We start from the raw sequence: 14,053 nt of genomic DNA, 5'->3' as shown, positions 1-14,053 counted from the left end.
ATTAATGAAAAACTTTAATATTATACTTGGGCTGGTACTACTTGGATTAACCAGCTTATCAGTACAGTCAGCAGAGATCCGTGACTACCATAAAGAGGTTATCGGTAAAGACTGTAAAACTTGTCATGATAATGGCATCAAGCAGTTTCCATCTGACCAATCCTGTTTGCAGTGTCATGATGTTGATGACTTAGCAAAGAAAACCGCCAGAAGTGAAGAAGACAAGTGGCAGAACCCACACAATAACCTTCACTATGGTAAAGATGTACCTTGCCAAGAGTGTCACAGCGAACATAAAACTAAACAACCATTATGCAGTAACTGTCATACATTTAAGTTTGATAAGCATAAAGGGTAAACTAATTTAAATTGATATTAGTTTTAAAAGCCGCATATTAATGTATTAATATGCGGCTTTTATATTATAGGTAATTATTTTTTTAATTATTTATTACTTATTTTTAATTTAGGCTTTAACTTATTAGATGTTAAGTTATTAGGTTTTTAATTATTAGAAATTTAAGGTTGAACGCCTAAGGTTTTTACAATCACTTTTTAGATGTTAATTGTATTTTTGTTGTTTATATTTGTTGTAAGTATGTTGAATGTAATTTTTTGGAATTAATTCCAAGGGTAATATCCATCCGTCTTAAATAATAAAGAAAGATGGATGATATGAAATATAATACCTTGTTAGTTATGATGTTGTTATCTAGTTCTGCTATGGCGAGTGAAATACCTAGTTTTTTAGATAAGAACGATGTTGATAATGCTGAGTTCACTTGTTTAGGAGCGGAATCTCAGTACGATAAAAATGATCAAAAATATGTCGATATTTTATGGAATGAAACACTGCAATATTTACAATCTTACGCGGTAGCATTAACCAATAGTGAAAATGGTCCATGTTTAAATTCAGACCAAGCAATGTACGATTCTACCGAAGGTGGTAAGAATATGTGCATCATGGATCGCAGAGACATGAAGCTATTAGTTAAAAACATTTATCAAGTTATTAATAATCCAGATAAAGCGAAAAAGTGTTTTGGTGCGCGCCAAGACGTCGATTGGATTTACAGCCCTGGTGGTCAATTAGCTGAAAAATCCCCCGTAGCTAAATGGCTTAAACGTGCAACATTCGATTCCTTTTTTGACACAAAAGTCACTAATAAAGACGTGCGTAAACTCGGCAAAGAGTTTACTAAAAACTTTACTAAAATGGTGACGGGCGATGAAGTGAAAATGCCCTCAGCTTTCCCAACAGATATTAGTGCCAATGTATTACCTAATTTATGGGCTGCAGCAGGTTGGTACCCAATGTATGCTGAAGAAAGTAAACGCAATGATAAAAACTTCAACAACATTCGTGGTGGTTATGCCTATGCCGAAATTTTTGGTCACTGGGGTCTATTACGCATAGACGAAATTAATGGCGAAAAGGTTGGTGCAGAAGTCGGTATGACAGTGCAATCAGTCGATACCTTATATCCCTATCATAACCATGCAATATCTGAAATTTATTACAACATGCGCGTACCTGCGTGTGCGAATGAGTTTAAGAGCTTTGCCGTGCGTGAAGATTCACCGTTAATTAACACCGTTAAAGAAGACGACAAAGTTAGACAAGTTCAGTTTGATGCAGGTCAACACAATGGGCAGACTATGTGGCTGTCGAGCAGTGCTGATATCGATCCGCTAATGTATTTCCATCAAAATACTATCCATGCCTTTGAAGTCGATGGCAGCTGCGAAGCTAAGCCAGAAGAGCGCGCTATCGTGTCTGTTTGGGCAAGAAGTAATGCCAACGACAAGCGTAATGACTATGGCACCACATTGCTTTGTGAGTCAGCTAAAAACCCCGGTACACCTGCTCATAAAGATGAAGTTATTCAATGTGACTTAACAAAAATCAAATGGTAACGGCCAAGTTATTAATTATCGAATTGGGAAATACAATAAAATGAAATTATTAAAGTTATCTTTATTATCTACTTTAGTATCGCTATGCATGGTTTCTTTTTACTCTACAGCACAAGATGTTGAAGATGGAATTAACGTATCCGGTACCTTAAGAGCTAATTATTCATATAAGCAATATAGTGATAGTTCTAAAGATAAATCAGGTGATTTAACCTTTGAGATGGCATCCGTTAAATTCAACGGTAAATTAGATAACTGGGGGTTATCATCTGAATATCGTTTTTATGATGGATGGGAAGCACTACGTTATGGTTATGCCTTTTATGATTACTCAGAACAATTGCAAATTCAATTTGGTATAAATCAAGTACCATTTGGTAACCCGGGTTTTATTTCAAATAGTTTTTGGTTTGGCGTACCGTATTATTTAGGTTTTGAAGATGATTATGATGCAGGTATTAAAACGGTTTATTCAAATAATGGTTGGGGAACTGAGTTTGCGTTTTATAAAGGCGCTGAATATGGTGCCAGTCGTAATGAACGATATTCAACAGACTTATATTCTGGCCAAGTCAACGGCACTGACTATTACAATGAAGAAACTAACCAATTAAATTTACGCCAAACCTATGCGATGGAGTATGAAGGCGGTAAAACCGTGGTGGGTGCTTCGGTCGAGGTAGGGCAGATTTATAATAGTAATACTGGCAATAATGGTGACCGATATGCCGTCGCGTTACATCTCGACAGCAGTTATAAAGGTTGGGCGCTGCAGTTACAGGCAATGCAATATGAGTACAATGCTGCTGATGCGTTAGACGATAACAAGCTTGCGGTATCGGCTTACGATTGGCAGTACGAAATTGCTTCTAAAGCGCAAGCTTATAGCATTAACATTGCTAAAACGATCACTACCAGTTGGGGCAGTGCAAAGATCTATAATGACTTCGGCGTGGTAACCCCCGATGTTGACAATGAAGGCTATGACAACAGCTATCAAAATGTCACAGGTGTTGCCCTGTCTTCCGGTCCAACGTACACCATGATTGATTTTATTATGGGTAAAAATATGTATGCCTCTACGCGTGATAATGGCCATGTTGGTTTACCTGAAATCGGCGACAGCTGGGATCATCGTATTAATATCAATTTTGGTTACTATTTCTAATCGCTGGTTTTCATCGATAGTTTTAATCGTTAGATAGTTACGTTTCACTTTTATCTCCTTTTAAATGCCAATCATTGATTGGCATTTTTTTATTTCCACTTGGAGTAATCGCTGACTTTTATAACACCTGTAACAACAAAATGGTTAATAAAGCTGCTGATAAAACCCCTCTTATGCCTTTGCGTAGCGTTAATTGATCCACGTCTACATTCGTAAAATCTCAACAGAGTACTATCACGATCTCTAAAGCAGTAATCCCTGCTATTTCATTCAAGACATTTAGGTTTTAAACAGAGTTAACATTATGATGATTTTAGAAATAATTATTGTGCTCGGGGCAATTTATATCGGCGCAAGAATGGGCAGCATCGGGATAGGTTTTGCTGGAGGTGTAGGGGTATTAATTCTTACCGTTGGATTAGGGCTAACGCCAGGTGCTATTCCCATCGATGTGATGCTGATTATTATGTCGGTGATTACCGCCATCGCCGCGATGCAAGAAGCGGGTGGCATGGACTATTTGGTGTCTATTGCAGAAAAATTGCTGCGTAAGCACCCTAAGCATATTACGTTTTTAGCACCTATCGTCACGTATTTTATGACTTTATTTGCAGGTACTGGTCATACAGCATTTTCGACGCTGCCTGTGATTGCTGAAGTGGCTAAAGAGCAAGGTATTCGTCCATCTCGGCCTCTATCTATCGCAGTTGTCGCCTCACAAGTTGCCATTACAGCATCACCCATTTCTGCCGCTGTGGTGTTTTTTTCGGGTATTTTAGAACCCTTTGGTGTGGATTACTTAGTGTTATTGGCTGTGTGTATTCCATCGACGTTTATTGCTTGTTTAATTGGCGCTGCAGTTGCGTCTATGCTCGGCAAGCCGCTAGCACAAGATCCTATTTATAAGCAGCGTTTAGCCAGTGGATTGGTGAAAACCCGTGGTGAAACTCAAGTAACGTTATTACCGGGCGCTAAGCGATCGGTAGGCATATTCTTAATTGCGATAGTAGCGGTGATGTCTTACGCCACCGCAATCTCTGACAAGGTCGGCTTAATTACGCACCCAGTACTGTCACGCGATGTAGCGATTATGTTGTTTATGCTATCTGCCGCTGCAGCAATAACGTGGTTTTGCCGTTTAGATGCCAGCAAGATTTCTAATGCTTCGACCTTTAAGTCAGGTATGTCGGCGTGTATTTGTGTGTTAGGTGTAGCTTGGTTGGGTGACACTTTTGTGTCTAACCATATTGACGAAATTAAAGACGTTGCTGGGACCTTACTTCAAAGTCAGCCTTGGCTGTTATCGGTAGCGTTATTTTTTGCCTCAATGTTATTGTATTCACAAGGTGCGACCACTAAAGCATTAATGCCAGCTGCATTAGCAATTGGGGTGAGTCCATTAACGGCTATAGCGTCATTTGCAGCGGTTAGCGCGTTATTTGTATTACCTACTTACCCAACGTTGTTGGCTGCAGTAGAGATGGACGACACTGGCTCAACGCGGATTGGCAAGGCGGTTTTTAACCACCCATTTTTGATCCCTGGTGTAGTGACAATTACATCGAGCGTGTTATTGGCCTTTTTGTTTGGCAGCCTAATGTTGTAAGTCACATTAGAAACGATAGTAGATATGTAGATATGTAGATATGTAGATATGTAGATAGTAGAGCAGGCAGAGTGGTTGGCATGAGAACGGCTAGTCGAGTTGATAGCCCTTGTGCTCGACATTGGCTTTAATCAAATTAATCAGCTGCAACGTAGCGTAGGTTTGTGTATCTGGGTTGAGATAAAGCGATTCATTAAACATGGGCAGTATAGGTAATCCATGTTCAATCGGGTCTAGCACCTGCATTTGGTCAGTGATTCTAAATTCGGCTATTGGCGCAATCACTAAGTCATTCTCAACAGCCATGCACAAGGCTTGTGGTGATGGAGTCGACAGCAACACATTAATAGGTCGCATTGAGAGTCGATGGTTAGCAAACACTTGCGCTCTAATCGGACAATTTTCTGGGTATAATCCCATCGGAATCGTTTTGCGCTTATGCGCATTGCCTTCGACCGCCGAAACCCATTTAAAACGACGTGTGAAGAGTAACTCGCCGTTCGTAGGTACTTGCCAATGGGTTGCCACAATGACGTCAAATTCCCCTTGGTGTAAGCGTTTGTATAAATTGCCACTTACGTCGGTGTCGATAACAAGCTCTATGCTCGTAAATTCACGGATAAATTCTAACAAGCAGCTGCTTAAGTAACATTTTATAAAATCGGTGGGTACACCAAGGCGGATCACTTCACGATTTTGACAATCTTTTAACTCATCAATAGCTTGCGAATTAAGTTGCATCATTTTATAGGCGTAGTTAAGCAGCGTTTCACCAGACTCGGTCAAGGTGACGCCTTTGTTGTCTCTAATCAGCAAGGTTTGGCCGACACTTTCTTCAAGTTTTTTAACTTGTAGGCTCAGTGTTGATTGGGTTCGGCAAATTTTATCGGCTGCTTTAGACAAGTTGCCACATTCAGCAACAGCAATAAAACTTTCAAGTAATTCTATTTTTAACATGGGCTATTGAATAAGTTCATAGTGGTATCAGTATTACTCAATAAAGGGTATCCACAAAGCTTGCTATAGTGTAAATGTGAACTGTTAACGCTTTATTAACCCAAATAAGATGAGGCCCGAAATGAGCAGCTGGGAACAACGTGGCAACTATCTGATAGAAGTATCACAACGTTGTTTAAAGGGGCGTAAAACCTTTGATTTGTGCCGCTCGCATTTAGTTCAAGCTAGCCAGATATCCAAAGGCACAATCTACAATCACTTTACTTCAGAAGCAGACTTAATTATTGCCGTTGCCTGTGCAGATTATCGCCATTGGCTGATGCAAGCTGAACAAGACAATCAACAGTATAGCGACCCTTATTTACGGTTTATTTTTCATCATTGCCAGCGTTTGTATCGTATTTTGTCTGAGCAAGCATTTGTCATTGCCCGAGTGGTTCCTAACGAAGCCATTTTATCACAAGCTAGTGATTACTATCGTGAGCGCTTTGAGCGGGTTCTTGAGCAATATCAGCAGTGGAATGCACAAACCTTAATGGAAATTGGTGAGGTCAGTGGCTTTAACCGCAGTGAGTTACTGTGTGACTATTTACGCGGTGCGATGATCAATAGCGATGATGCGCAAAAACATTACAACTATGCAGAAATGTACTATCAACATAGTTTTGCCATGACACAACTTATGGGGCATTCACAAAAGCGGCCCCCTAACATTAAGGTCTTTTTGCAGTGGTTAGCTGAAAAACAGACAGAAAAAACGTTAGTTGCTGGGTAATAATCATCCTTTATCTCATAAGGTTATTTAGCGTTAGAACGATGTTTTCAAGGTAAAAGGCACATATTGCTCTAGCGCCTAAAATGCCAGAATCAGGCCAGAGTCATACCAAGTTTTATCATCTGGCAGCATCGTATAATCTAAGTATTATAGGATGCTGTTTGTAAGCATGAAGCTTATGCTTTTTACTTGATAGTTATTGATAGTTATTGACCAAGTCTTGGTCATGTTCTTGAATGAAATCTTCCATAAACCAAGCACAAAAAGTGTGTCGCCCGTCGACTGTCGCTTTACCGTAAATGGATGAAGCTTGTTGTCTTACTGTTTTTTCTTTGGTTTGACGTACTTCGGCAATCTCTTTAAAGCTAAGGCCTTTTAACAATAAAAATGCCACTTGTTGTTCGCTTTTGGTAAAGCTCCAAGTATGAAATTGGGTCGACACGGCTTTACTGTATTCTTGTCTTGCAGAGCGCATATGGCTCGACATATTGTCGATTTTTTTATCTGCATTGATGAGCTGTTTGGCTAATTTTTTTGTTTCGCGTGAGCGACGAATTAAATCATAACTCAAATAGATTGTTCCAATAGCAGTTAACAACACCAGTATGCTTTCTTGCAGTATGTGCAATTCTGGAACGCCCAATTGGGTGTCGGCGATGATGTCAAAAAGTTTAAACAACATGTTTAATCCCAGCAAAGAGATAATGACAACATCCTTCATGAAAACTCCTAAATAAACGTAATATCAATCAATTAATTTATAGGGCATCCGTACCATAGAGCCTTTTATGATACATATACCCGACGATTTTCAGGCTGCTAACTCCGACAATAAAGACATACTGTATTATTCAAAGAAACGTCTTATGTTTAAAAATCAGTTTGGTATCAATATAGGTTTGTTGGCAGTGTTTATCTGTAGTATTGGCCTTGGCCATGCTGCTGAAAATACTGAGTTGGCACAGCTACTCAACATGAGCCAGGTCCTATTAAATAATCCTACCCAAACGAGTAATCGCCCCTTAAGCAATGAAGCAAATTTCACCAGTTCGACGTGGCTTAACGGATTACCCAATATCAGTATAAAGCACCTCGGTAGCATCGATAATAGTAACATTCATGAGCAAGAACTTTCACTTAATTTGCCCATAAAATCACCGAGTTTATATACAAGCGATAAACAGCTAAAGCAATTCACGCAAGCCATAGTGGATCAACAACGAGCCTTACAAGGTTTGTATCTATCGGGCTTACTAAGACAAAGTTTGTGGGATCAACGTTTAGCCTCGGTAAAGCTTTCTCAGCTTATACGTAAAGCAACATTACTCAATAAATTGTACGCCCAACAAAAACAATTGGCTGAGATTGGAGAGTTGCCCATTGCCAATTTTTTATTGCTGGAACGAGAATTAATCGACATTGACCTTGATAAAATAACCATTATTCAGTCAAAAAATGAAGCGATGACCTTATTTACTCAACTCACTGGCCAAACAGATATACCGCAGGATATTGCCGAAACTGCCCGTCCATTAGTGGGTACTTCTCAGACAGAAAATGATCTGACACAACATCCATTATGGCAATTACAGCAACTGCAACAGCAACAACAAATGCTGATAATTAACAGCCAACAAGCTGGCGAACAAGACCCGTGGACAGTGTCATTAACCGCCAAAAATACTTCAGATGGTATCGTTGATGATAAGCAATTGGGTATTGGTATCACAGTGCCTATCACGTTTGGTTCGGCGTTATCACAAAGCGAATTGTCTGGATGGCAGCAATCCCATGCCGAACAAATGATTAATCGCGATCGCACTTATTTGGAGCTAACCAACCAGCTTAAGATATTGCGTCAGCAACAACACAATCTGCTCGATCAACAAGCTTTACTCACCCGTGCATTATCGCTTAGTCGCACCATTACCGAAGAACTTGCCAAAGTAAAAGATCAAAGCCAAGTCAGTTATGAGGTGTGGCTGCGCCGATATATGGACGCCCTCGATACTGAGTCACGTTTGGCCATTAATTTGGTCATGCAACAGCAACTTCATTCCCAGCAACTTCAAGCTTTAGGTATCTCATTATGATGGTCAAATACGGCGTATGCCTCAGTTGTTTATTTGCCAGTATTTTCAGCCTAGCTCAGGCAGAATCTATTGATATCAAGTCATTAGGAAATATTCAGCTTAGCTATGCGCAGCCGCAAAAAGTAGCCAGCTACGAAGGCAGTGCATTACCGGCACACATTAGCATGTTACCCGGTAGCGAATATTGGGTCAGTACTCCGGAAAATATTCAGCAAGTCAGTTTTTTGGTCACTCAAGGACAAATGGTCAGCAAAGGCCAGGCGATTGTTAGGTTAACGGGTCCTGAAGTGTTTCATTACCTCGCCCAAGTCGAGGCTGCGAGCAATTTGTATCAACTGGCCAACACTCGTTATGAACGTAATAAATCCTTATTCAAAAATGGCAGCATTAGTGCTGATAAGTGGCGCGAGATAAGCCAAGACTATTTTGCCAGTTATCTAGAATACGAGCATATGCATCATTTCATGGAGATTGTGCTAAGTACCGATGCTGCAACCGACTCTTTTATTGTCAGTACCCCAATGGCAGGCATGGTGAAATTCAACTTACTTAGTGGCCCATATATGACGGGATCGCAGCTTTTTTCATTGGTGCCCAGCGACAGTGTGCGTGTCAAAGTTAATGTGCCGATGAGTCAGTCTTTATCACTTTCTGCAGTGAACATTAACCAATGTCATATTGCCATCGATTCCATTTCGGCAATCGCAGATGGCGCATTTGTTACTGCATGGTCATTGCCTGTGCCAAAGGAGTGTAACTTACTCTTAGGTCAGCAACTTACCGTCATTCCTGAGTATCAAAAATCTGTGTATATGTTGCCAAAAAATAGTGTGTTTAGTTGGGACCAAGACAGCCAAATATTGACCAAAACAGGCGAGACATTGACGTCCCTCACGATTGATATTTTAGGTTCTACACCAGAGCAATACATTGTTGCCAGTGACCAAGACCTCAGTAAAATTGAGGTGTTAGCGGAATCGGTAGCGGCAGTTAAAGGGATATTACTTGGCTTAGGAGGCGAATAATATGCTGACATCGGTGATCCGATTTTCGCTTACTCAGCGTTTATTTGTGTTAATTGTGGCGCTGTTTCTAATGTTAGCCGGTGTTCGTTCTTGGTATTCCATTCCATTAGATGCCTTTCCTGATATTTCGCCAACACAAGTGAAAATCATCTTAAAAGCGCCGGGGATGACACCTGAAGAAATCGAAGCGCAGATTACGGTGCCGATTGAAACTGAGCTGTTAGGCATTCCCAATCAAGCGATTCTGCGCTCTACCACTAAATATGCCATCAGCGACATCACCTTAGACTTTGTTGAGGGCACCGACATCTATTGGGCTCGTCAGCAAGTTAGCGAGCGCATTTCTGCTGTGTGGGGGAGTTTTCCTGAAGGGGTTACTGGTGGTGTAGCGCCGATGAGTACACCGCTGAGTGAAATTTTTATGTTCACTTTGGAAAACCCTAATCTGTCATTGATGGAAAGGCGACAGTTATTAGAGTGGGAAATTCGTCCTCTATTACGCACCGTTGTGGGCGTGGCAGATGTCAATATTTTAGGCGGTTATGCCAAAAGCTTTAGCATCAATCCAAATCCTGCAGCTATGTCTGCGGCGGGCATTAGTTTTGCGGCTTTGCAACAGGCTATTGTCGAGAATAATCATAATGAGGGTGCAGGTAAACTGACCATTGGTACTGACACTATTATCGTCCGCGCCGAAGGCCGTATCGACGACATTGATGAGTTACGACAGTTAGTGATAAAGGCTGATGATGCCAAGGTTTATCGTTTGAATGATTTGGCTGATATTCAGATTGGTCACTTAGCCCGTTATGGTGCCGTGACTAAAGATGGTCACGAAACGGCAGAAGGATTAATCATCGCGTTAAAAGATGCCAATACGGATCAGGTGGTTAAAAATATTAAACAAAAGATTGAACAAATCAGCCTGACTTTGCCAAAGGGCAGTCAAATCAATACCTTTTACGATCGGGCGAATTTGATTAATACTGCAATCGGGACCATTTCTAATGCACTATTTGAAGCGGTGGTATTAGTGATCGTGCTACTGGCATTGTTTTTAGGCAATGTGCGTGCTGCGTTAGTGGTTTCTCTTTCTTTGCCTCTCGCTGCCTTGATGACCTTTTTAATGATGGATTTTTTCAATTTATCTGCGAACTTGATGAGTTTAGGCGGCTTAGTTATCGCCATCGGTATGTTAGTGGACTCCTCGGTGGTGGTGGTCGAAAATATGGTTAACCTTATTGCGACCAAACAACGATTGCCACGACTTCATCTCATTTTTCGAGCCACGAAAGATGTCGCCATTCCCGTGGTATCAGGTACAGCTATTGTGATGATCGTATTTTCGCCATTGCTGACCTTAACTGGGCTCGAAGGTAAGCTTTTCACTCCCGTGGCGGTCACTATTGTATTTGCGATGCTGTCCGCTCTGGTGTTATCACTGACTGTTATTCCTGTAATGGCGTCTTATTTAGTCAATGAAAAGGCGGCCAAAGAACCAAAAGCAATCGAAAAGCTCAAGCGGGTATACCTTAGCAGCCTTAAAGCAATATTTGTTTATCAAAAACACTTTATTGTTATCGCGTTAAGCTTGTTGATTGTTAGTTTTGGGCTGTTTAGTTTTGTTGGTAAAACCTTCATGCCGACGTTAGATGAAGGAGACATTATTTTACAGTTAGAGAAGTCACCGTCGATTTCTCTGAATGCATCGATTGCCATTGATAAGCAAATTGAACAAACTCTGTTGGCACAAGTACCTGAAATAAAACAAATCGTGGCGCGTACTGGCGCCGATGAAATTGGCTTAGACCCAATGGGGCTAAACGAAACCGATGTTTTTTTGGAGCTTATCCCTCGTAGCGAGTGGCGTTTTGCCAATAAACAACAACTGATAGAAGCGATTAGAGCCGTACTCGTGGACTATCCAGGGGTTAACTTTAACTTTACTCAACCCATTCAAATGAGAGTATCCGAAATGCTGACAGGCAGCATTGGTGATGTCGCGATAAAAGTCTTTGGTAACGATATTGAGACGTTAGGCAACTTGACCAGTCAAATTCAGCAGCTTGTGAATACCACTCAAGGGAGTGTCGACGTGAAAATGTCGATGATTGAAGGTAGCTCCTTTATTAACCTCACCCTAGATAATGAAATAGCACGAGGCTTTGGTATGAGTACCATGGAGTTTGCCCGTTATCTCAAGAGCCAACTCGAAGGCGTGATAGTGACCGAAGTGTTACAAGGCAAAAAACGTACCCCAGTGCTGATTGCCAGTAACCCAAGCAGCTTAAGCAGTATTAATGAGCTGCAAAACCAATTATTAGTGATGCCTGATCATAGCCTTAAACGGGTTACTGATGTGGCCAAGCTAAGTTACAAAAAAGGTCCCATTCTTATTGAGCGTGAACAAGGCAATCGTTTCTCTGTTATTACGACCAATGTTAATGGCCGTGACATTGTTGGATTTGTTGAAGAACTGAATGCAAAAATTACTAATGAGGTTCAATTACCCAGTGGTTATAGCGTCAATTTTGGTGGTGAGTTTGAAAATCAACAACGTGCTACTAACAATCTGCTGCTGGTTATTCCTATTGCCATAGCGCTCATCACGTTGATTTTATTTACTACGTTTGGCTCACTCGCCAAAGCTGGGTTGATCCTCGCCAACGTGCCTTTTGCCATGATGGGCGGTATCGTCAGTTTATATCTGTCGGGTGAGTATTTATCTGTACCTGCATCAGTAGGTTTCATCGCTCTGCTAGGTGTTGCCGTGCTTAACGGTGTGGTGATGGTGAGCTATTACGAGCAAACTAAGCATATGTTCAGTAGCCTTTTGGAAAGAATTGAACAAGGCGCCGTACGTCGTTTACGACCTATTTTAATGACGGCCACCACGGCGATGTTTGGCCTTATGCCACTGGTGTTTGCCACAGGCCCTGGCGCTGAAATTCAAAAACCGTTAGCCATAGTGGTTATCGGTGGTTTACTTACCTCAACGATTACCACGCTTTACTTGCTGCCAATTTTGTATTTCTGGCTGGAGAAACGTAAATGAGCACAGAGCAACTCTTAGTGTTGATTGCCCAAAATGATGTTAAGGATGACATCGTTGATACCTTGATTGAACTGGATTTTTTGTCAGGCTTTAGCCTCGGTGATATCTGTGGATTTAGTCGCGAACACAGTCATTTCAATATCAAGGAGCAAGTCGAGGGCTATAGGGAATTTTACAAGTTTGAAATTATGCACCCTCAAGCTCAGCAGACGGCACTTCTTGAAGCGCTCGCGTTAGTCTGCAAGCATAATCCTTGTCGCTACTGGATTATGCCTATCGATCAAACCGGCACCCTATGTTAACGATTATATGTTAAGTGATTAATATTAAACGATATATTAAGCGATAGGTTAAGTTCGATAGGTTAACTAGACTATAGGACTAAGCTTTGCTGGCTTAATAGAGTTACACCACGACTTGATTAAACAGGTTTTGCACAATAAACAGACCGATGAAACACGAGATAGCCGACATAATGGGTGTTACAACCCAACCCATTAAAATTTTAAGTAATACCCCCAATTGCACTGGTAAACGTTTTAATATGGCAATGCCAATGACCGCCCCAATAAGGGCTTGCGAACTTGAAACTGGAACAAGTGGAATAGAAGGTAAGCCTATATTGGTAAACGCATCTGAAAGTGATTGCGAGGAAAAGATGAACAGCACAGTTGAGTGAGCCATAACAACAACCCAAGCGCTGATTGGGGTCATGGTGATTAAATTATCTCCCACAGTGAGCATGACTTTTTTAGAGTAGGTGAATACACCAACACTAATCGCAATCGCCCCAATAAAAAATAATTGCATTGAAGCGCTAAATTCTACCCCTGCAATATGCAGTGGATCTAGCGGCGTACTCGGAACAAACACCCCCATCACATTCGCAATATTATTTGCGCCTAAACTGTATGAACCAAACGCCCCCGCAAAAATTAATCCAATGCGAGTCCAATTATCTAGTTGAAATAGTCCTGGCCTGAGTGTGTGCAGCAAAAATGTGACACACTTATACAAGATAATCGCCACCACTGCGGCAAGAATAGGGCACAGAACCCAAGTGGTTAAAATTTTTGTAAGTACGCTTGAGTCTGTTGCCATGTCGCTAAATAAATTCCAACCAATAATGGCGCCAACAATGGCTTGGCTAGTTGATACCGGCAATCCGGATTTTGTCATAAAATACACAGTTGTTGCAGCGGACAGTGCGACAGTAAATGCACCACCCATGGCCGATACTTTGCCTAATGCGCCCAACGTATGAGATGCCCCCGCGCCACTAATGACCGAGCCTAAAATAAGCATAATGGAACAAATAATCGCCGCAGTTGAAAATTTGAGCATTTTGGCCCCAACCGCAGTGCCAAAAACATTGGCAGCATCATTAGCGCCTAATGACCAACCAAGAAACAAGCCACTTGAAAGAAAAATCCAAATTGCAATATCCATGCATC

12 protein-coding genes are annotated in these 14,053 nt (G+C 41.2%); 9 read left to right on the top strand and 3 right to left on the bottom strand.

Going from position 1 to position 14,053, the window contains the following annotated elements:
* Nucleotides 1–4: 4 nt before the first annotated feature.
* From ardB to SFRI_RS20020, 4 genes are all read left to right on the top strand, one after another.
* Nucleotides 5–358 carry an acrylate reductase cytochrome subunit ArdB gene (gene ardB / locus SFRI_RS20035; RefSeq protein WP_011639305.1) on the top strand — a complete coding sequence of 118 codons (354 nt, stop codon included), beginning with the start codon at nucleotides 5–7 and terminating at the stop codon, nucleotides 356–358.
* 317 nt (nucleotides 359–675) lie between these two features.
* Nucleotides 676–1,920, top strand: coding sequence for a dimethylsulfoniopropionate lyase DddY (gene dddY / locus SFRI_RS20030; protein ID WP_041413254.1), 1,245 nt, complete (start codon nucleotides 676–678; stop codon nucleotides 1,918–1,920).
* Between the two features lie 40 nt (nucleotides 1,921–1,960).
* Nucleotides 1,961–3,088, top strand: a complete 1,128-nt coding sequence (locus tag SFRI_RS20025) for a hypothetical protein (RefSeq protein WP_011639303.1) — start codon at nucleotides 1,961–1,963, stop codon at nucleotides 3,086–3,088.
* Nucleotides 3,089–3,392: 304 nt separating this feature from the next.
* Complete coding sequence (locus SFRI_RS20020; RefSeq protein ID WP_011639302.1) at nucleotides 3,393–4,694, top strand: anaerobic C4-dicarboxylate transporter; 1,302 nt, start codon at nucleotides 3,393–3,395, stop codon at nucleotides 4,692–4,694.
* Nucleotides 4,695–4,784: 90 nt separating this feature from the next.
* On the opposite strand, the gene SFRI_RS20015 is transcribed toward SFRI_RS20020, so the two are convergent.
* Entirely contained in the window at nucleotides 4,785–5,651 is an 867-nt protein-coding gene (locus SFRI_RS20015) for a LysR family transcriptional regulator (RefSeq protein ID WP_011639301.1), read from the bottom strand.
* A gap of 121 nt (nucleotides 5,652–5,772) precedes the next feature.
* Here SFRI_RS20015 and SFRI_RS20010 point away from each other — a divergent pair, with 121 nt between their 5' ends.
* Nucleotides 5,773–6,426, top strand: a complete 654-nt coding sequence (locus SFRI_RS20010; protein ID WP_011639300.1) for a TetR/AcrR family transcriptional regulator — start codon at nucleotides 5,773–5,775, stop codon at nucleotides 6,424–6,426.
* 196 nt (nucleotides 6,427–6,622) lie between these two features.
* Here the strand turns inward: SFRI_RS20010 and SFRI_RS20005 are convergent, their stop codons facing one another.
* Nucleotides 6,623–7,147, bottom strand: coding sequence for a helix-turn-helix transcriptional regulator (locus tag SFRI_RS20005; protein WP_011639299.1), 525 nt, complete (start codon nucleotides 7,145–7,147; stop codon nucleotides 6,623–6,625).
* Between the two features lie 145 nt (nucleotides 7,148–7,292).
* On the opposite strand from SFRI_RS20005, the gene SFRI_RS20000 reads away from it, so the two are divergent.
* Genes SFRI_RS20000 through SFRI_RS19985 form a run of 4 tightly spaced genes read left to right on the top strand, consistent with a single transcriptional unit; the run spans nucleotide 7,293 to nucleotide 12,901 of the window.
* Nucleotides 7,293–8,519 (top strand): TolC family protein, encoded by a 1,227-nt coding sequence (locus tag SFRI_RS20000; RefSeq protein WP_041413253.1) that lies wholly within the window; start codon nucleotides 7,293–7,295, stop codon nucleotides 8,517–8,519.
* Entirely contained in the window at nucleotides 8,516–9,544 is a 1,029-nt protein-coding gene (locus SFRI_RS19995; RefSeq protein WP_011639297.1) for an efflux RND transporter periplasmic adaptor subunit, read from the top strand. Before SFRI_RS20000 ends, SFRI_RS19995 begins: the two co-directional genes overlap by 4 nt.
* 1 nt (nucleotide 9,545) lies before the next feature.
* Complete coding sequence (locus tag SFRI_RS19990; RefSeq protein ID WP_011639296.1) at nucleotides 9,546–12,599, top strand: efflux RND transporter permease subunit; 3,054 nt, start codon at nucleotides 9,546–9,548, stop codon at nucleotides 12,597–12,599.
* The gene (locus SFRI_RS19985; RefSeq protein ID WP_011639295.1) at nucleotides 12,596–12,901 is read left to right on the top strand and encodes a DUF3240 family protein; all 306 of its coding nucleotides are present in this window, start codon (nucleotides 12,596–12,598) and stop codon (nucleotides 12,899–12,901) included. The genes SFRI_RS19990 and SFRI_RS19985 overlap by 4 nt, the downstream gene beginning before the upstream one ends.
* Nucleotides 12,902–13,004: 103 nt before the next feature.
* On the opposite strand, the gene SFRI_RS19980 is transcribed toward SFRI_RS19985, so the two are convergent.
* Nucleotides 13,005–14,048 (bottom strand): inorganic phosphate transporter, encoded by a 1,044-nt coding sequence (locus SFRI_RS19980; protein WP_011639294.1) that lies wholly within the window; start codon nucleotides 14,046–14,048, stop codon nucleotides 13,005–13,007.
* Between the last annotated feature and the right edge of the window lie 5 nt (nucleotides 14,049–14,053).

The organism is Shewanella frigidimarina NCIMB 400 (assembly GCF_000014705.1).
Taxonomy (GTDB): domain Bacteria; phylum Pseudomonadota; class Gammaproteobacteria; order Enterobacterales; family Shewanellaceae; genus Shewanella; species Shewanella frigidimarina.
The sequence above is the reverse complement of the archived record's forward strand: the minus strand, read 5'-3'. Positions and strand labels throughout refer to the sequence as shown.